Source organism: Psychrobacter sp. P11G3 (assembly GCF_001435845.1).
GTDB lineage: Bacteria > Pseudomonadota > Gammaproteobacteria > Pseudomonadales > Moraxellaceae > Psychrobacter.
On the sequence record NZ_CM003596.1, the window covers coordinates 1,786,272 to 1,806,712 of the forward strand.

Consider the following 20,441-nt stretch of genomic DNA (forward strand, 5'->3'; position numbering starts at 1 on the left):
TGTAAGGTATGACCACACACACAGCCAACAATAACGATTACATCAGCCCTGAGCCAGTACCCACTCCTTTTGAGCGTCAGTGGCAGCAACTATGGCAAGATATTGAGCTGGCAGGCGGACGTTACCAATATGTTCAGCAGCAGCTGGTCAGTCAAGGCTTTATGGTCGAGCGTCAACCTGTCGATAACATGAGCCCAAAAGAACGGGATCGCTATAAAAAAGCCTTAAAAAAGGAAGCAGCTGAAGAAAAAAGTCTCAAAAAAGCTGCTTGGCAAGCATACAAAGCGCATCACATGGTTTACCTTGGTCGTCATGTATATTGGACGGACGATACCAGTATCGATAAGTGGGACGTAAAAGACGCGGCCAATCGGCTGATTGAAAACAAGCTGCCACTGCTGCGTAAACATAATGAGTTAGCAGAAGCGGTTAACCTTTCCATTCCGCAGTTAAAAGGATTGTGCTATCAAAGAGAAGTTGCCACCAATCTGTCTTATTCGCATTTTACTATTGCCAAACGCAATGGGACAGCACGTCAAATATGGTCGCCGATACCACGTTTGAAGTTTGTACAACGCTGGATTTTGCATAATATTTTGAATAACTTAACGACGCATGGTGCCGCCCATGGCTTTGTACGCGGAAAATCCATCGTGACCAACGCGGCAGTACATAGCAATAGTGAGCTCCTTATTAAGCTTGATGTCAAAGATTTCTTTCCTAGCGTGAGCTGGCGCCGTGTCAAAGGGGTCTTTCGTCATGCTGGCTATCCAGAGCAAATTTCGACATTACTGGCATTACTCTGTACGGAGTCCCCTAGGCAAGTGGTACAGCAAGATGGCGTTACCTACTATGTGGCATTAGGTGATAGAGCCTTGCCACAAGGCGCGCCTACCAGTCCGGCATTAACGAACATTGTTTGCTTAAGTCTGGACCACCGCTTGACAGGGTTGGCAGAAAAATTGGGGCTACGTTATAGTCGTTACGCCGACGACTTGACCTTTAGTGTTCCTGCTATTGAAGACATCAAACCCAAATCGAAGGCTAAAACAACGATTAAAGCCACGACCAGCACCGCAAAGAAACAAGCCGATGCGCAGCACAACAGGCTAATCGGGCAACTGCTCGGCTCAGTCCATAAGATATTACGCGAAGAAGGTTTTGCGTTAAATAATGATAAGACACATGTGATTCGTAAAGGCAATCAGCATAACGTTACTGGCATGGTGGTCAATGGACAAGGCGTACCTAGGGTATCTCGTCAAATCAAAAAAATGTTGCGGGCGGCGGTACATAACCTAGAGACAGGCGGCACATTACGCACGGATGAGACTTTGAATACGCTGTCAGGATATGCCGCTTGGATAGCCTCGGCAGAGCCAGAGTTGGGACATAGTTATCTAGATAGGATTGAGCGTTTGCAAGTGCAGCAAGAGACACCTGCATAGATATTTCTTTATATTTATAAAAAATGAGTATTAGAAAATCCTATTTCTAATACTCGTTCAAGTGAAGCATGTTAGCGCGGAACTATATTTTAATTAAACCGATAAGAACGCTGCAGTACGACTGTCTTTTGATTGGACAACGTCATATGGCGTACCTTGAGCGACAATTACCCCGCCAGCATCCCCTGCCCCTGGCCCAATATCAATGATCCAATCACTATTGCTCGCCACTTGCATGTCATGTTCAACCATGATGACGGTATTGCCCGCATCGACAAGACCGTTCAGCTGCGTCATAAGCATAGACACGTCAGCAGGGTGTAGGCCAGTGGTTGGTTCATCCAATATGTATAGTGTGTCGCCTCGCTGCGTGCGTTGCAGCTCGGTGGCAAGCTTAATACGCTGCGCTTCGCCACCTGATAATTCGGTAGCAGGCTGACCCAAACGTAAGTAACCAAGTCCAACTTGTAGTAACGCCTCTAATGCACGCAAAATAGGTACTTCATCAGCAAAAAACTCATGAGCTGCTTCCACTGTTAAGTTCAATACTTCGGCGATGTTTTTGTCTCGATAAGTGATTGCCAGCGTTTCCTCGTCATAGCGTTGCCCATGACATACTTGACAAGGCGCATAGACGCTTGGTAGAAACAACAGCTCAACACTGACAAAACCTAAACCTTCGCAATTTGGGCAACGACCTTTGGTCGTGTTAAATGAGAACCTGCCAGCATCATAGCCATGAGATTTTGCTTGCTTAGTGGCTGCAAACAGTTTGCGCACATCGTCAAACAAGCCAGTATAGGTTGCCAAGTTAGAGCGCGGTGTACGTCCAATTGCTTTTTGATTAATATTAATGAGACGTCGGACATGCTCCATGCCAGCGACGATTTCACCGCCAGTTACTGACTCAAGCTCCTGCTCAAGTAAGTCCGCCTCACCGACAGGCGATTCTGTGACTGTTTTTTGCCCCAACGCTTCACTGACAAGCTCTACCAATGCTTGGCTGACGAGACTTGATTTGCCTGAGCCTGAGACCCCTGTGACGCTGGTCATCACCCCAAGCGGAAACTCAACATCTAATCCTGTAATATTATTTCGCTCAATGTTGGCCAGCTTAAGCCAGGCTGCCGGCTGCCTTGTGTTAGATTTTGACTGTGCGTTAGACGTAGCATTGGCAAATAGATATTGACCAGTATGCGACTGCGTAACTTTACGAAGTCCCTCTACAGGGCCACTATAGACAATCTCGCCACCATGCGTGCCTGCCTTTGGCCCGACATCGACTACCCAGTCGGCATGTCTGATGACACTCACATCATGCTCAACGACAAACACCGAATTACCAGTGGCAATCAGCTCATCCAACGCACCTAGCAATGCTTGAGTATCAGCAGGATGCAGACCTGCCGATGGCTCATCAAGGACATATACCACGCCAAACAACTGCGAGCGAATCTGGGTTGCCAGCCGTAGTCGCTGTAGCTCACCAGGAGAGAGAGTCGGTGTGGTACGCTCAAGCGAGAGATAGCCTAACCCTAACCTTGTCAGCGCTTCAACACGAGAGAGAATATCACTGGCGATACGCTGGGCGACGATGGCTTTTTCGCGGTTTGGTGTGTTATCGCCTACCTTAGTACGAGCGGTTGCTTCTAATTTTTCCGCCATTTCAGTCAATGTTAACTGTGATAGCTCACCGATATCGAGTCCTGCAAACTTAACCGATAGCGATTCTTTCTTTAGTTTCTTGCCATGACATTCAGGGCACTCAGATATCTGCATAAACTGCGAGACGCGTTTTTTGGTACGCGGGCTCTGAGTGGTAGCAAAAGAGTGCAAAATGAAGTTTTTGGCACTGGTAAAAGTACCCATGTAGTTTGGCTTTTCGCCCTTCTCAATCGCATCGCGTGTTTGTTCGATGTTGTATTCAGGATAGACAGGTACCGTCGGTGTATCATCTGTAAACAAAATCCAATCACGTGTTTTTTTCGGCAGTGTGTGCCATGGTTTATCGATATCATAGCCTAATGTGGTCAATATACGACTGAGGTTTTGTCCTTGCCACGCTGGTGGCCAAGCCGCAATTGCCCGCTCGCGTATGGTCTTGGTATTGTCTGGCACCAGCAGCTCTTCAGTGACTTCAAATACGCGGCCGATACCTGAGCAAGTTGGACAAGCGCCATCTGGGGTGTTGGGGGAAAATGCATCTGCGTATAGAATCTCTAGATCGGCAGGATACTCTCCTGCGCGTGAGTAGAGCATACGCAGGCCATTGGATATCGTCGTCACGCTACCCACAGATGAGCGCACTGAAGGCGTACCCCGCTTCTGCTGCAAAGCAACGGCTGGTGGCAACCCCTCTATAGAATCAACATCTGGCTCATCGACCTGATCAATGAGCCGTCTTGCATAAGGGGATACCGAATCAAGATAGCGGCGTTGTGACTCGGCAAACAACGTACCAAATGCTAATGACGACTTTCCTGAGCCTGAGATACCGGTAAAGACCACCAAAGCATTGCGAGGTAAATCAACATCAACGTTCTTCAAATTGTGTACACGCGCGCCTCTGACCTGAATATTGTCTTGATCAGGGTTATAAAGGGCATTTTTTACTGTGTTTGTTTTACTTGTTTTTTCTTCTAATTTTTTTGGGTTCGCCATAGTGTTATTGTTCCTATGAATCGTTGTTTATTCCTAATTAGCAGAAAGGTTAACACGTACTTATGCAAGGCTGTGGCTAGGCTTACGTATCAATAGCATAGATAGACAAAACGATAACTCAAGTCATCCAATCATTAATAATAAAAAACCCGCATCAAGGCGGGTTTTGTTTAGCAAGAAATGCTATTAAGTTGCTAAGAGGCTGGCAATTTAGGTATTAAGATACAACCAAGCGCATCAACTGCGTGCTGATATAACCACCAAATGTCCCTACTGCGTAACCTAAAATACCCAAAAACACTCCTACTGGTGCTAGCGATGGATGAAATGCCGTAGCAACAATCGGTGCTGACGATGCACCGCCAGTATTGGCATTAGAACCAACCGCCAAAAAGAAAAACGGTGCTCGAATGAGTCGAGCGACAGCAAAGATAATCACGACGTGAATACTCATCCATAACAGACCGATTAGTAATAGTCGCCACTGTGAGACGATACCTGCCAGATTGATTTGCATACCGATCGCGGCGATTAATACAAAGATAAATACCGTGCCGATTTTTGACGCGCCAACATGATCTAACCTACGTATCTTAGTAAACGAAAATATAACGCCTATTACCGTAATAATCACCACCATCCAAAAGAACGAGCTGGCAAAGCTATATTGAACGGCCCAACTATAAGGCGCAAAGAACTCTGCAATCTGGCCACCGGCAAAGTGTGCAACCCCGACCATGGCAAAGCATAAGCCAAACATCACCATTAGATCGTTAATAGTTGCTGGGCGGGCATGATCACGCTCATAGCTCTCGACGGCTTTAACTACTTTATCAATACTACTGGTATCAGCGCGCAAAAAACGGTCTATCTTATCGCTGTGTTTTGCCATTACTAAGATAGCTAGCAGCCACAGTGATGCATTGGTGGTATCGACCAAAATCATCATACCAAACAAATCATCACTGACCCCAAACAGCTCTTTCATCGCTGCTTGGTTGGCCGCGCCGCCTATCCAGCTGCCCGCTACGGCCGAGAACCCACGCCATAACGTATCATCGGTAAACATCGCAGGCGATATCCACTTGGCGACTCCCAAACTGATCGGTCCACTGATGACGATAGCAATACTGGCAGCAAAAAACATCGCGATCGCTTTCCAGCCTAAGCCCAATATTTTGGGAACATCCATGGACAAGGTCATCAACAGCAAACTTGCTGGCAGTAAATAAGTTGCAGTAAAGCCATAAATCTGCGAACCAACGCCATCGGCAAACACCCCCAAGCTATTTAGAGTGGCCGGTATAAAGCAGCAAAGTACAATACCAGGCAATACGGTATAAAACCGACGCCAAAACTTACCCGGTAAGCCTTGGGTATAAAAAACCAGACCAATAATGGCCATAATGATGCCAAAGGCTAATGGCAAATTATCAATTGCTAAATTTGAGGTGGCAGGCATCAAGGTGCTCCAAGAATTACAACGGGCAAAAGTAAATCAGTATAGACAAGGCAAAAAACTCCTGCAAGCAGCCATCGACTATTAGCTAGGATTTGCTGAGTAGTATTTAACAGAATGAATAGCAAGGTAACGGCTAGGCAAGTAAGGACGTAAGCTAATCATGGCGCCATACAAAACAAGTAAACGCAAAAAAGCCAGATAACAAGTATCTGGCTTTTTTAGTGCTATCTTTAGACGATTAATGAATCAATGATTTTAATCGTCAAATATAGCTGTATTACGAATTGTTACCACGGTTGCCACCGTTTGGACGACCTTGGCCACGGCTGTCAGAACGACCAGCTGGACGACCTTGGCTGCCGCTTGGACGACCGCGACCAGTTGCAGCACGCTCACCACGTGGAACGCCATTGCTATCACCGCGGCTTGGGCCACCAGTGCGCTTGCCTTGATACGGCTTGCCACCTGAACGCTCATTTGGTTTGCTTGACGTGTCACGTGGCTTACCTTGATAACCGCTGTCGTTGCTAGCGCGTTGACCAGTTGGAGCGCTGTCGCTTGAACGACCGCGGCCTTGACCACCACCGCTAGATTTACCAGCATAGCCACCGCCTGAACGACCACGGCCTTGACCGCCACCGCCGTTAGAACGACCACGGCCACGGCCACGACCATTACCTTTGTTTTCGCTAGGTACGTAAGTTTTCTTAGGCTCCATACCTTCGATGATACATACTTCCATTTTGCGATCTAAATAACGGTTGATAGCGTTAAGCTGTGGACGATCATCCATGCTACATAGGCTGATAGCAACACCAGTACGACCAGCACGACCACAACGACCGATACGATGGACGTAATCTTCAGTCTGACGTGGCAAGTCATAGTTGATAACGTGCGAGATAGCTGGGATGTCTAGACCACGAGCAGCAACGTCAGTCGCTACTAGAATTTTGACTTTACCATTACGCAAGTCTTGAACGATACGGTTACGCTTGCTCTGTGGCAAGTCACCATGTAGGAAGCTTGCTTTATGGCCCGCTTCTTGTAGCTGCTTAGCCAGTTTTTCAGTGCTACGTTTGGTAGCAGCAAAGATAATGATTTGTTCCATATCTTGTTGGCAAACGATTTTGTCAAGTAAACGGTTTTTGTGATCAAAATCATCACAGTAGTACACTTTTTCTTCGATGTGTGCAGATTCTACTTTGATTGATACGCGCTCAGGGTTCTTAGTGAAGCTGGCAGCGATTTTACCTACTGGGCCATCCCAAGTTGCTGAACACATGATCGTTTGACGATCGATTGGCGCTGCACGAAGGATGTCACTGATATCATCAGCAAAACCCATGTCTAGCATACGGTCAGCTTCGTCAAGTACCAATACTTCTAGGTTTGACAAATCAACGCGACCTGCATTGATATGGTCAAGTAGACGACCAGGAGTTGCAACAATTACTTGAACGCCCTTTTTCAAAGCAGTGATCTGACCGTTGTATGGTGCGCCACCAACTAATGGCACACAAAATAGACCGCGCATGTCTTTAGAATAAGTGCGAACGCTATCATGTACTTGCTGAGCAAGTTCACGCGTTGGCGTTAGGATAAGTGCTTTGGTTAGTTTGTCAAAGCTAGTGGCACGGCTCAAACGGTCAAGTACAGGGATAACAAAAGCCGCTGTTTTACCACTACCTGTTTGCGCTGACAATAAAAGGTCACGACCGGCTAGAGCAAAAGGAATGGCTTGTTCTTGAATAGGGGTTGGATTGGTATAGCCACTGCGATCAAGCGCAGTAAGAATTGGCTTAGCAATGCCAAGATCAGTAAAGGTGATTTTGTTTTCTTCAGTGGCGTCAGTAGCAGCCGCTTGAGTATTATTATCAGTATTTGGAGTGTCAGTGCTTTCGATGATGCCGTTTTCAGCGGCGATTGCAGATAAGATGTCAGTCATAAGAATCCTTGGTAAGTATAAGTTGCTGTAAATTCAGCAAACTTGATGCATACCACTGATAACCGTTCACCACGCTGCTCTTATTAGCATTACCGAGCAACATGAAATTGTCGATAATTAGAAACCAAGCCAATAGAGCTTAGCGTCTTTATAATAAATGCGTTCGTGCTGTCTGACGTATTTTGGTGGTAGTGCCGAGTGTCTTATCCTTGCTTGATATACGCTCATTATCAATGCTTTGTCCAAAGCAGATAAAGGCAAACAGCAACCAATCTAGACCCTAGTTATAGGCCAGTAGATAAGATATGAGTCAAAAATAACGGATATTTTTAAAGGTTATTTAAGTACACAAAATCATCGGCAACAATTACTTATGGTCATCCTAGACCCAAAATCGCAGGCGATGTTATCAATCTCATAATTCACGAAAGCCTAAGCTAACGTGGCGACGCAGTATAGCACAATAAAAAAATATATGTACCTATTTCTTCAATTACTGAGTAAATAAGCACTAACAGTGTTGATAATAAACAAGTTTAGGTGTTTTATTTAATACCTAAAGCAAAATTGAATAACTAAAGTAAATGAACTACTCGCTATTTATCTATCGTACTACTTTGACTTCTGTGACATAGGTAGGTAGCTGCCATGCCCCGCCCGCCTCGATTAGACGGCAAAGTCCTGTGGTGCTTTCATGACTTTTTTCAAATGTACGGCCCGTCCATAGCCAATCGGTTTTGCTCATGCAATCACCGATACCGCGTCCTTTTTGTACAGAGGTAAGCTTACCTTTATCGTAGCCAGTAGCATTGGTCGTTACCAACGTTGGTTTATAAGGTTTACTGTCATTGATTACCCAAACCCCTGCTCCAGCGTTATAAGCGCCTGTCCAGCACTCATGCTGTGCCAACAGCTGCGAGCCATTTAGACGACTGATACGCCAAGGTGATTTGTCTGAAAGATTGGGACAAACGCTGTCTGCATCTTTCATTGTGCCTTTTACCAATGATGCCAACTGAGAGGACCTCATCACAAATTTTTTGTCATTACCATCGTCCGCTTTGGCACTTGGCACGACAAACCGTAGTATTGGCGCAGCTTTGGGAGGCAATATACCGCCACTAGATTTAACAGCATCGTCATTTTTGATAAAAGCACTGGATGTACCAACGCGACCTTGGAACTCATCGGCTTTTAGCATAGCAGCACTGGCACCTTTGTCAGAGAGCTGCCAACGTGAATTGCGCAAGGCCAACGTAATCTTGCTAGATTTGGTCAACGCCTCTAACAATGCGGCTACCTGTGCTTGAGTAAGCTCAGCATTACCTGCAGCGGCTGAATACGGCTTAGTCTCGCCATAATCCTTGTCATTAATAAACAACGAGATGCGATGACGATTACCAAGCTGCATTAAGGCTTTAGACGAGCTGTCCTTTGCCCCGCCAAGCTTTACTTTACCATCCACGCTAGCATTCGCACCTGCGCGGCGTACGAGCAATATAGAAACCGGAAACTCACTATTATTCTCTGCTTGATAGCCTGCCAGCCGGCACGTACGCGTATTATCACAAACGACTTGCCAGTCTTGACTGGTAAACTCAGTCGATGTACTGGCCATACTAGTGGTACTGAATAAAGCTGTGCTAAGCGCTGCAAATACAGGCAGTAATATTTTATTTTTTATCATAAAGGTGGGTTGTTCTTTTATTTTTTTAGGTATGTTTTCTGAATAATGCTCTACAGTGATGTTTTTAGGATTTTTATTAGACTGGGCACTATCTTTATAGCTATTGTTATCATAATTATTATCGTCATAGGTAATGCCTAACCTACTAACACCAGTTAAATCAGCGTCTCTTGATAGCGACATATTGTTTATATAATTATTATCTTTCATAATCATCACCTTTCAGTAGAAGAAGTATAAACACCTATCTATTGTAATGGTGCTCGGCTATCTTAACGCACTAGTGTTTCTATCTGTTGTACTAATGTATCATTGTGTAAAGACAAAAGGAAGACCTAACATGGGTTGTATTCATTTTTATAAATACAAATAAAAAGGCTGATAAGTTATTTGCTTATCAGCCTTGCTGCTGTGTTTAAGATTTATTTATATTTAAACTGTACTACTAGATATAAACTATATTAAGTACCTGGTTTAGTCGATTGGTTTTAGCTCTAGCGCTACTGCACGTTTGACTGCAGGACGTTCAGCGATTTTCTTAGCCCAACGCTGCAAGTGTTTGTAGTCTTCTACTTGTAAAAATTCTGCCGCGTCATAGAGCTTACCCAGTACCAACTGGCCATACCAAGACCAGACAATCATATCCGCAATGTTGTAATCAGACTCATCATTGCCGCACAGGTACTCATGATCTTTTAGATGCGTGTCTAATACATCGAGCTGACGCTTGGTTTCCATCGTATAGCGATTAATTGGATACTCTAGAGGTTCAGGCGCATACGCATAAAAGTGTCCAAAGCCGCCACCTAAGAAAGGTGCGCTACCCATTTGCCACATAATCCAAGACAAACAATCTGCTCGCGCTTTGCCAGTAGCCAGTGGCAGAAACTTATCAAACTTTTCTGCTAGATACATTAAGATAGCGCCCGACTCAAAGAGTGCTATCGGCTCGCCTGCTATATCAGTAGAATGATCGACCAAAGCTGGAATCTTTGAATTAGGGTTTATCTCTACAAACCCTGAGCCAAACTGCTCACCTTTAGAAATATCAATCTTATAGGCATCATATGCTGCTCCGTCAATGCCAAGCTCTGCCAGCTCTTCTAATAGTATGTTTACCTTGACACCATTTGGCGTATTTAACGAGTACAGCTGTAACGGGGCATCACCAACGGGCAGCTCTTTATCATAGCGAGCTCCAGACGTTGAACTGTTAATACTAGCAAACTTGCCGCCGTTGTCTTTATCTTGCGTCCAAACTTTTGGTGGTACGTATTTATTATTATCTTGACTCATAATTTATCCTCGGTTTGTATTTATGACTGCCGCGAAGGTTTACTATAACGATAACTTATAACGACTTTAAAGTCCTCTCTTGTAATCAATGTTGTGTTTCTACTGCCAAAGTAAATAGAGACGAGCTATTAGCACGCATCGAATTTTTTGTCTTATTTCGCCTCTTTGCCTTTTCATTAGCTACCCTTTACATCGTTGCTCTTATATTAGTTACTTTGAGTCACTTTTATTATGAGCTAGGCTTTTTTATACTACTCAGCTTGCATAGTGATCTGCTCGCAAATCCGCTATTTTCTTACTTCATAACGAGACGTTCAATGGGACTCACATGGTAACGCTCACTCCGACTCAAGATAAATACCTGCCTTATGTACTAGCGGTAGCGCTATTTATGCAAATTTTAGACGCTACTATTTTGAACACCTCGTTGCCACAAATGGCGCAGGCACTCGGTGAGTCACCACTAAAGATGCAGTGGGCAGTCATCAGCTACGCATTAACCTTGGCGATTTTTATCCCTATCAGTGGTTTTTTAGCGGATAAATATGGCACACGCCGCGTATTTTTATCAGCGGTCATCATTTTTTGTATTGGCTCATTACTTTGCGCGGCGTCGCAAACGCTAGATTTTTTGGTTGCTTCACGTGTGGTACAGGGTATCGGCGGTGCCATGATGACGCCTGTCGCTCGTTTGATATTGGTTAAGTCTTACCCGCGCAATAAGCTGCTTACTGTGATGAACTTTGCTGTGATACCTGCATTGGTTGCGCCACTAGTCGGTCCAGTATTGGGTGGCTATATCGTGCAATACGCCAGCTGGCATTGGATATTTTTGATCAATATACCGATGGGTGTGGCAGGTTTTATTATGGGTAAAAAACTGGTGCCAGCGCTATATGAAGATACCAAGCGTCTTGACTGGACAGGGTTTGTATTGTTTGCCGCAGCTGCTTGCGGATTCACACTGGCTGTCGAGTTTGGTTCACAGACAGGTCGCGGAGTTTATGGGTTGTTGCTTGGATTAGGCGCAAGTCTATTGATCGGTGCGTATGTCTGGCATGCCAAACGGCGAGCAGCTCCCCTGTTTCCACTGAGCTTGTTTGATATTCGCACCTTTCGAATTGGTATTACAGGCAATTTGTTTACGCGGCTTGGTATCAGTGCAGTACCATTTTTGCTGCCTCTACTACTACAAGTGGTGTTTGAGTACTCACCTTCGCAAGCAGGTTGGCTGCTTGCCCCAATTGCGGTGGGTGCTATAGGTATCAAACCTTGGGTTAGCAAAATTATTCAGCGGTTTAGCTACCGTAAAGTGCTGGTCTACAATACTTTGTTTATGGGTTCACTTATTATTGTACTGGCGCAGTTTAACGATGCGTCGCAGTGGCTATGGTTTATACCTATTTTGACCATCATGGGTGCCTGCAACTCTATGCAGTTCAGTGCGATGAATACGATTACTATTGGCGATTTACAGGGCACACAAACCAGTAGTGGCAATAGCTTAATGGCGGTCAATCAGCAGCTAGCGATTAGCTTTGGCATTGCGTTCGGTGCCGCTGTGTTAAATCTATTACGTGAGCGTCTACAGATGGATACACTAGTTGCGTTCCAAACCACTTATTGGATATTGGGCATTTTGACCATTCTCTCGGGGCTGTATTTTTTACGTCTGAAACCTGAGGATGGACGCGGTTTATACTAGAGCGTATTGTCAATAGAGACAAGTTTTCTATTGAGTGAGATTTTACGTACGACAAGTCTCTATTCTGTATAGCCAAAACGTTAGAAATAGCTTATCTATAGACAGAAAAAAGCCAGCATGCGATTGGATTATCAATCTCATACTGGCTTTTTTTATAACGACTTACATCAACAAATATTATGCGTCATCATCACTCATTTGCGATTGGATGTAGCGCTCTACACCAATACTTTCTATCAAGTCCTGCTGCGTCTCTAACCAGTCTTCATACTCTTCATTGCCATCTTTTAGCGTGACTAATAGCTGGCGAGAGACATAATCCGACTTTGTCTCACACAAGGTGACAGCATCAGTAATAATATCGAACTTTTGTCTCTCAAGACGTAAGTTGCACTCGATAATTTCTGGTACATCTTCACCGACCAATACCTTGCCCAGTTCCTGCAAGTTTGGCAAACCGCCTAGCAATAAAATACGAGCGATTAGGTCGTCTGACCATTTCATCTCAGCAATAGATTGCTTATACAATGAGTCATTAAGCGCCTCTAGCCCCCAATGACGTGCAATACGAGCATGCAAAAAATACTGGTTGATGGCAATCAGTGACTGCCCAAGTACTTTGTTTAACGCGCGAATAACTTCTTTATCCCCTGTCATTACCTTTCTCCCTTAATCTCTATTATTTATGCTAAATACTGTGAATGCTATTCATACGTAGGATGATATCAGACAATATTAGGAGTAACTTCAGCCATTTGGCTTTGTAGGTAATTCGGTAGACCAATCATGTCGATGAGACGGAGCTGCTGCTCAAGCCAGTGCGCATGATCTTCTTCGGTGTCTTTCAACTGCTCAACCAGCATCTCACGCGTGACATAGTCATGCTCTGCTTCGCAAAGTGCGATACCTTCTTTTAGATGCTTTTGTACTTGGTACTCTAAATCTAGATCAAACTGCAACATCTCAGGGACAGTCGCACCAATATGAATAGCGTCGACTGACATCTTTGGCGTGCCACTCAACATCAAGATACGGCGAATGATATTTTGTGCATGTAGCGTTTCGTCTTCCATTTCATGATGGATACGGTCGTATAACTTGCCATAGTGCCACTCAGCATACATCTCTGAATGAATAAAATATTGGTCACGAGCAGCAAGCTCACCACCTAGTAAGAAATTCAAATAATCAATAACTTTCTGACTACCTATCATAACGCGTACTCCCCTATTTATTTTTACCGATCGCCGTACATCCACAATTTATTATATAAGGATAGCATAATTGGCAAACTAATCAGTAAAAATCAAAATCAACAAAATGGCTTCTAATCTCAGGTAAATATAGTAGCATACAGGCGCAGTATAGGGTGTAACGTTATGAACTAAGAATAAGATGCTAATTGAGAATCATAATTAGCTACAAACAACTAGTATTGATATGTGTTATGTAACATGCTGGCGTTTGAGTGAGATTATATGGACGCTTGCACCCGACCCTTTATGTATAATAAATTTAGATGCAGAATATTGAATATATTTTATCGTATTATATTACAAGGTATATGATTGATAATATTTAAACAGCATATGCTAGATTATCGAGTTTTGCATGGTATTCGTCTAGGTAGTCATTGACCATCGGCTCACAACAGCCACAGCACGTTGCTACATCGAGCGTATCTTTTAGACCATCGAGCGTATCAACACCTGCAGCAATAGCTGCTTTGATTTGCTTTTCTTTTACGTTGTTGCAGATACATACGTACATGGATTGTCTCCTCGGAATACCACTATTCGATAATGACGGCATAAGACACTTATATAAAAACTTTGTGATAAGTGTCATTGATAAACGGATAATTTACTGTTTTCTAGCAATGAAAACTTAGTCGTTGAAATCACGTTTATCGCCTGCAGTATAATAACGATAATTATTATCATTTTCAATCACATTCGATATATTTATTCGTTGAGACAGTATCCTTGTATTACAGGCAGTTCATTTATGTAAGTGGATATAAGTGTGCGTGTAACCGAATATTGTCAAAGGTAGTAAATTAACGATGAACTGTAAATTTGCTTATTTTTTAATCGATTTTGTAGATAACTGCTGTTATATTGAACCCCTATTAACGAAGCCCATTGGAATTCTCCTATGTCTGATAATAATTTTACGATACGACCTATCGATTTATTCAAAGTCCTATCTGATCCGACACGTCTAAAAATATTTCAAATTCTTTTTAAAAAAGAAGCACGTTGCGTGGGTGATTTGGTAGATATGCTTGACCAGCCACAACCAACGATATCACGCCACCTAAACCATTTGAAAAAATTGGGTATCTTGAGCTGTGTGCGTGACGGTACTTGGATGTGGTATGAGGTCGCTGATGATTTACCAGATTGGTGTCAAGATATCTTAGACATCACCTACGAGCAAATCACTCCTAGAGGCACTAGTAGAGATGTATCGGATCTTGCGTAGATACGATTGTCCGCTTGTGTCCGCTTAGATTTTTGGTTCTTTGACTGTGCTTTGTAAAAAGCATTTGAGCCAATAGATCCGCAGCAATTCGCAGACCAAAAAAGACCTACTCTCGTAGGTCTTTTTTTGGCTTAAATGTTGATAATAATGTTGATGATTTGACTTAAATTGCGCTAGATCAAATGCTTATACAAGATCTAAGAAATCGCTGATAAAGGCGTTGGCTGGCTGGTGTATCAGCTCCTCTGACGTGCCTACCTGCTCTACTCGGCCTTGATTCATCACGACGATCTCATCTGATACCGCACGTGCTTCTTCTTGATCATGCGTTACCATGATACTGGTGATACCAAGCTCGTGATGGATGTTTTTTAGCCATGTGCGCAGCTCTTTACGAACTTTGGCATCTAGTGCACCAAACGGCTCATCTAGCAGCAGTAGCTTCGGTTTGACAGCAAGTGCACGTGCTAGCGCAATGCGTTGGCGCTGACCACCTGATAGCTGATGCGGATAAGCATTGGCAACTTGTGGTAGCTGTACGAGGTCTAAGAGCTCTGCCACACGCTTATTGATATCAGCTTTGCTTGGGCGTTCGTTTTTTGGCAACAAGGTCAATCCAAACGCCACATTGTCCGCGATGTTCTTATGGCGAAACAAGGCATAATGCTGAAACATAAAGCCAATATGGCGCTTTTGAACTGGGGTATTAGTCACATCTAGCTCATCGAACAATACCTGTCCAGAGTCGGCATATTCTAGACCCGCGATAATACGTAGCAAAGTGGTCTTACCGCAGCCTGATGGACCTAGTAACGTCGTCAGCTTGCCAGTCGGCACCGTGATATTGATATTATCTAAAGCGGTAAAATTGCCGAATTTTTTATTAACGTTGCGAATCTCAATGCTCATAATCGTATCTCTTATTATATCTTTTGTCGTATCGTGGCAAGTAGCTAAGTAGCGACTGCATCCGTAGTATTAACATCATTTATCAGATAATGGCAGTTATACCTTGCCAGTACTGTCCGCACTCGTCGATTCAGTAGCGGCAGTGGCGTTAGCACTCACTGGCAGCTCAAGTGCGCTGGCGAGCCGCTCAGACTTGGCAAATTTACGCTCTTGTATCTTGGTCATGACTTGCTGAATCAGTAGCGTCACTAAGGCAAGTGCAGCCAATATGCTCGATAAGGCAAAGGCAGCGGTAAAGTTATAATCGTTATAGGCAATCTCAACCAATAGCGGCATGGTGTTGGTCTCGCCGCGAATGTGGCCAGATACCACGCTGACGGCACCAAACTCACCCATCGCTCGCGCGTTAGTCAAAATCAAACCGTATAGCAGCGCCCATTTGATGTTAGGCAGTGTCACATGCCAAAAAGTCTGCCAACCAGTCGCACCTAAGGTTAACGCTGCTTGCTCTTCAGAGTCGCCTTGAGTCTGCATCAATGGGATCAGCTCACGCGCAACAAACGGAAAGGTCACAAATAGCGTCGCCAAAATGATACCAGGCACCGCATAGATCACTTGGAAACCCATACTCTCAAGCCAACCGCCGATAGTAGAGTTCAGTCCAAACAGCAGCACAAACATTAAACCTGCAACCACTGGTGATACCGAAAATGGCAAATCTAGCAAAGTGGTGACCAGCTGCTTACCTTTAAACTGATAGCGCGTGACCAACCATGCAATTGCGATGCCCATTACCATATTAATCGGTAAGACAATACCTGCCGTTATGAGCGTCAGCTTGATGGCTTGCAAAGCTTCAGGGTCTACTAATGAAGCAATATACAACTGCCAACCATTTTTAAAGGCTTCGTAAAACACAGCCAGTAATGGAATGACCAACATGACAATCATGAATAGCACAGCAATGGCAATAAAGGTGCGACGTATCCATGGGGTATCTTTGGTCGCGGCGTTGCTTTGGTAGTCGTAGCTATTAGATATTTGCATATTAGCGAGCTCCTACACGGCGCGACAGTTTCCACTGCATGATATTAATGGTGAGCAAGATGACAAATGATATGAGTAGCATAAATAGTGCAACCGCAGAAGCACCTTGAATATCAAATTGCTCAAGCTTACTGATGATGATGAGCGGCAAAATCTCAGACTGCATCGGAATATTGCCCGCGATAAAGATAACCGAGCCATACTCGCCAGTAGCGCGGGCAAACATCATACCTGCACCCATTAGCAAAGCAGGTAACAACTCTGGCAAAATCACTTTACGAAAAGTCGTCAGACGATTGGCGCCCAATACTGCAGCGGCTTCTTCAAACTCAACCGAAAGCTCAGCAAGTACGGGCTGTACCGCGCGGACAATAAAGGGAAAACTAACCACAACTAAAGCCAGCCAAATACCTATCGGCGTAAAGGCTACCTGAATATCGAACTTGGCAAACCATTGACCGATCAAGCCATTAGGCGCATATAAAGTGGCAAGCGAGATACCTGTAACGGCAGTTGGTAGTGCAAATGGCAAATCCACCAAGGCATTAATCAGTGACTTACCCCAAAACTCATAGCGGACAAGCACCCATGCGACTAATGTGCCAAATACCATATTGGTCAGCATAGCCAAAAACGACATCCATAAGCTTAGCTTGATAGCGGCAGTGACTTGTGGCTGAGTAATAGTTTCCCAAAAGCCAGTCCAACCCATCTGCGTCGTGGTATAGGCCATCATGGCAAACGGTAGTACCACCAATAACGACAAGCTAAAGACAGTAATACCCATGCTCAGACCGAACCCGGGTAGCACATTGCGCTGACGCAAACGGGTCAGCCAACCTTTTTTGTTGCCGGGCTTACTGGCAGAAGAAGATGTTGCACTCATAGTGATGTCCTATTGCCTAACTGATGGTACTTAGCGAGGGTGCTCACTGTAAGACCATTATTACCATTGTTATCAAAATTATTATTGGTCGGCTTATGATATAAAGGACATAGTGCGTACGACCATGTCCTTTATGGGGTGCTTCATGACTGACTGCACGATTAACTGAGTTAATCCGTTTCAGTGTTTAACGCAGTAGCTGCTCTAACTACTTAGCTCGCGATTACTGAGGCGCGTTAATTGCCAATTGGTCAAACACACCGCCATCACTGAAGTAAGTGCTCATGATCTCATCCCATGTACCAAAGGCATCGTTCGGGCGGAAAGTCTCAACTGGCGGTAGTTTGTCACCGTTTTTGTCAAGCACGCTTTTAACACTAGGACGTAGATATAGATTGGCCGCTAGCTGCTGAGCAGGCTCACTCCATAAGTAATCAAGATACGCTTTGGCAGCGTCTGTAGTGCCTTTTTTATCTGTTACCGTCTTCACAACTGCCACAGGGCTCTCTGACTTGATCGAGTATTTTGGATACACGATGTCTACTTGACCCGCGCCAAAATCAGTCGCTGCAAGGTTGGCTTCGTTTTCAAAAGTAACCAACACATCACCGATACCGCGCTGTACGAAAGTCGTTGTCGCGGCACGTCCGCCGTTTTCATAGACTTTGACATTTTTTAGCATGTCTTTTACATAGCCTTTAGCTTTTGTTTCATCTTTATTAAAAGCATGTAGACCATAACCGTATGCACCCAAGAACGCATAACGACCGTTGCCCGTCACTTTTGGATTGGCCATGACAATCTCAACACCGTCTTTGGTCAAATCTTCCCAGTCTTTGATGTTTTTTGGGTTGTCTTTACGTACCAAGAATACGATCGTACTGGTAAACGGCACCGCATTGTCTGGGAATTTACTTTCCCAATCTGACTCAACCAAGCCTTTTTTCTCAAGCAGCTCAATATCAGAGCCTTGGTTCATGGTGGCAACATCGGCTTGTAGACCATTGGCCACAGACAGTGCTTGCTTACTTGAGCCGCCATGTGACTGTTTGATTAGGATATTGCTGTCTGGGTTTTGAGCTTTGTAGTGCTCAACAAACAACGGGTTGTAGTCTTTATAGAAATCACGTGCCACATCGTATGAGACATTAAGTAACTCAATATTTTGCCCTTCTGTCGTCGCTGAACCATCAGCTGCGGCCTCAGTAGTCTCACTGTTGCTACAGCCAGCTAAACCAAGAGTCAAAGCAACGCCAGCAATACTCAAGGCACTAAGGGTTTTACTTTTCTGTTGATAACGAGCTACGTCTGTCATAAATACCTCAAAGATGTCTGTTGTGTAATGCAAGTATGCTAACAGCGCCATCTTATTATGTTTAATGATGAATATGCGTATGTTATTGCCAAAAGGGAATAACCAATAAACAAAGCCAGACATATCAATAAGTTGTTTAAAGAATCTATATGTCTAACTGACTGTTTGTTTATTGATGGTTCTAATACTGGCATGCGCCCTATCTATCTTGTCCACGTTTCATTGAAAGCAGCTAAGATAGATAGTTCTATAAATCAAAAATCAATGGCTACTTCGTGGTTGCCAGCTGATCAAAACGGCCACCATCTACAAAGAAAGCATCCATAATCTCTGCCCATGAGCCAAACACAGCCACAGGTTCAAACGTCTCAATATCAGGCAAAGTATCTTTATGAGCAGCTAGAATTTGCTCATCACTTGGACGCATATACATTTTTGCCATGAGCTCTTGGGCAGGCTTATCCCATAAGCCTTTCAAATAAGTACTTGCCGCTTCTGTCTTACCAGACTTTTCAGTCACTGCCGTTACGACCGCTACTGGGTTGGCAATCGTAATCGAATAGCTCGGATATACGATATCAACGTTACCCTTTGCAAATTGCTGTGCAGCCAAATGTGCTTCGTTTTCGGTCGTGATCAATACATCACCTAGACCACGCTGGGTAAAGCTGGTAGTCGCAGCGCGCGCGCCATTGTCATAAGTGACCACGTTTGCCAGCAGATTTTTGATAAAGTCATTGGTTTTTACAGGGTTTTCATTACTGCTTTCTTTGAATTGGTGCAAACCATAACCATAGGCGCCTAAGAAGGCATAACGCGCCGTGCCACTGGTTTTCGGGTTCGGGATGACCACATCGACATCATTACGGGCCAAATCTGACCAGTCTTTGATATTTTTTGGATTACCAGCACGGACCAGTAATACCATGGTACTGGTGTACGGCACGGCATTATTCGGTAGTGCTTGTCGCCAGTCAGCAGCGACCAAGCCTTTTTCCACCAATAGATTCATATCGCTCTCTTGGTTAAAGGTCACCACATCCGCTTGCAAACCGTTAGCAACAGAGAGCGCCTGCTTACTAGAGCCGCCATGTGACTGATTGATATTTACTTTGCTATTTGGATGAGTCTTCTGATAGTCGGTACTGAATAAAGTGTTGTAGTCTTTGTAAAAGTCGCGAGACACATCATAGGAGACGTTGAGTAGATTAACATCCTGCGTCTCGCCACTGGCACTATTTGCCGCGTCATCTTGCGTCGCTTCTGTTGGACTGCAGGCTGTCATCATTATCGCTGCTGCGAGCATGCCGTTGGTGGCAAGTACACGCGCTTTTACAGGCTTATTATTAGTTGATTGAATGCTAGCAATGCTGATTTGTTGGAATTTTTTTTGCATGATGCTCTCGATAAAAGTATTAGAAGCGTTTTGTCAAAATCTTGACCATCATCACAGGGCCTACAATCTTTTGAGTTCGGTTGTCGGGATGATGCAGGCTATGCTAGCAGCATAAATAGCAAACGCTTAGTGATGAATTAGCTTATCGACTAGTGAAGTTGGCATAAGTGATAGGAGTAATCGTTTTGCATTAT

At 44.3% G+C, this 20,441-nt stretch carries 16 protein-coding genes; 3 read left to right on the plus strand and 13 right to left on the minus strand.

What is annotated here, in order from left to right; genetic code table 11:
- Positions 1-8: 8 nt before the first annotated feature.
- Positions 9-1,448, plus strand: coding sequence for a reverse transcriptase family protein (locus AK824_RS07210; RefSeq protein ID WP_057760243.1), 1,440 nt, complete (start codon positions 9-11; stop codon positions 1,446-1,448).
- A gap of 93 nt (positions 1,449-1,541) precedes the next feature.
- On the opposite strand, the gene uvrA is transcribed toward AK824_RS07210, so the two are convergent.
- From uvrA to yghU, 5 genes are all read right to left on the minus strand, one after another.
- A complete protein-coding gene (gene uvrA, locus AK824_RS07215) occupies positions 1,542-4,109 on the minus strand; it encodes an excinuclease ABC subunit UvrA (RefSeq protein WP_057760245.1) in 2,568 nt (855 codons plus the stop codon).
- A gap of 217 nt (positions 4,110-4,326) precedes the next feature.
- Positions 4,327-5,571, minus strand: a complete 1,245-nt coding sequence (locus tag AK824_RS07220; RefSeq protein WP_057760247.1) for a DUF819 family protein — start codon at positions 5,569-5,571, stop codon at positions 4,327-4,329.
- Positions 5,572-5,848: 277 nt separating this feature from the next.
- A complete protein-coding gene (locus AK824_RS07225; RefSeq protein ID WP_057760249.1) occupies positions 5,849-7,519 on the minus strand; it encodes a DEAD/DEAH box helicase CsdA in 1,671 nt (556 codons plus the stop codon).
- Positions 7,520-8,123: 604 nt separating this feature from the next.
- Positions 8,124-9,416 carry a DUF1176 domain-containing protein gene (locus AK824_RS07230; protein WP_227511131.1) on the minus strand — a complete coding sequence of 431 codons (1,293 nt, stop codon included), beginning with the start codon at positions 9,414-9,416 and terminating at the stop codon, positions 8,124-8,126.
- A gap of 264 nt (positions 9,417-9,680) precedes the next feature.
- Positions 9,681-10,502, minus strand: coding sequence for a glutathione-dependent disulfide-bond oxidoreductase (gene yghU / locus AK824_RS07235; protein WP_057760251.1), 822 nt, complete (start codon positions 10,500-10,502; stop codon positions 9,681-9,683).
- A gap of 328 nt (positions 10,503-10,830) precedes the next feature.
- On the opposite strand from yghU, the gene AK824_RS07240 reads away from it, so the two are divergent.
- The gene (locus tag AK824_RS07240; RefSeq protein ID WP_057760253.1) at positions 10,831-12,207 is read left to right on the plus strand and encodes a DHA2 family efflux MFS transporter permease subunit; all 1,377 of its coding nucleotides are present in this window, start codon (positions 10,831-10,833) and stop codon (positions 12,205-12,207) included.
- Between the two features lie 177 nt (positions 12,208-12,384).
- Here AK824_RS07240 and bfr (AK824_RS07245) read toward each other — a convergent pair whose 3' ends face one another.
- The 3 genes from bfr (AK824_RS07245) to AK824_RS07255 form a co-directional block, all read right to left on the minus strand.
- A complete protein-coding gene (bfr, locus tag AK824_RS07245; RefSeq protein WP_057760255.1) occupies positions 12,385-12,864 on the minus strand; it encodes a bacterioferritin in 480 nt (159 codons plus the stop codon).
- A 68-nt stretch (positions 12,865-12,932) separates the two neighbouring features.
- On the minus strand, positions 12,933-13,421 hold the full coding sequence (bfr, locus tag AK824_RS07250; RefSeq protein WP_057760257.1) for a bacterioferritin: 489 nt from the start codon (positions 13,419-13,421) through the stop codon (positions 12,933-12,935).
- A gap of 364 nt (positions 13,422-13,785) precedes the next feature.
- Positions 13,786-13,977: a (2Fe-2S)-binding protein gene (locus tag AK824_RS07255; protein WP_057760259.1), complete on the minus strand. Its 192-nt coding sequence runs from the start codon at positions 13,975-13,977 to the stop codon at positions 13,786-13,788.
- 387 nt (positions 13,978-14,364) lie between these two features.
- On the opposite strand from AK824_RS07255, the gene AK824_RS07260 reads away from it, so the two are divergent.
- Entirely contained in the window at positions 14,365-14,694 is a 330-nt protein-coding gene (locus AK824_RS07260; RefSeq protein ID WP_057760261.1) for an ArsR/SmtB family transcription factor, read from the plus strand.
- Between the two features lie 186 nt (positions 14,695-14,880).
- Here AK824_RS07260 and AK824_RS07265 read toward each other — a convergent pair whose 3' ends face one another.
- From AK824_RS07265 to AK824_RS07285, 5 genes are all read right to left on the minus strand, one after another.
- The gene (locus tag AK824_RS07265) at positions 14,881-15,603 is read right to left on the minus strand and encodes a sulfate/molybdate ABC transporter ATP-binding protein (RefSeq protein WP_082624600.1); all 723 of its coding nucleotides are present in this window, start codon (positions 15,601-15,603) and stop codon (positions 14,881-14,883) included.
- A gap of 96 nt (positions 15,604-15,699) precedes the next feature.
- The gene (cysW, locus tag AK824_RS07270; protein ID WP_057760263.1) at positions 15,700-16,650 is read right to left on the minus strand and encodes a sulfate ABC transporter permease subunit CysW; all 951 of its coding nucleotides are present in this window, start codon (positions 16,648-16,650) and stop codon (positions 15,700-15,702) included.
- A gap of 1 nt (position 16,651) precedes the next feature.
- The gene (gene cysT, locus AK824_RS07275; protein WP_057760265.1) at positions 16,652-17,536 is read right to left on the minus strand and encodes a sulfate ABC transporter permease subunit CysT; all 885 of its coding nucleotides are present in this window, start codon (positions 17,534-17,536) and stop codon (positions 16,652-16,654) included.
- Positions 17,537-17,759: 223 nt separating this feature from the next.
- On the minus strand, positions 17,760-18,851 hold the full coding sequence (locus AK824_RS07280) for a sulfate ABC transporter substrate-binding protein (protein WP_057762491.1): 1,092 nt from the start codon (positions 18,849-18,851) through the stop codon (positions 17,760-17,762).
- Between the two features lie 268 nt (positions 18,852-19,119).
- Complete coding sequence (locus tag AK824_RS07285) at positions 19,120-20,247, minus strand: sulfate ABC transporter substrate-binding protein (protein WP_057760266.1); 1,128 nt, start codon at positions 20,245-20,247, stop codon at positions 19,120-19,122.
- Positions 20,248-20,441: the final 194 nt, after the last annotated feature.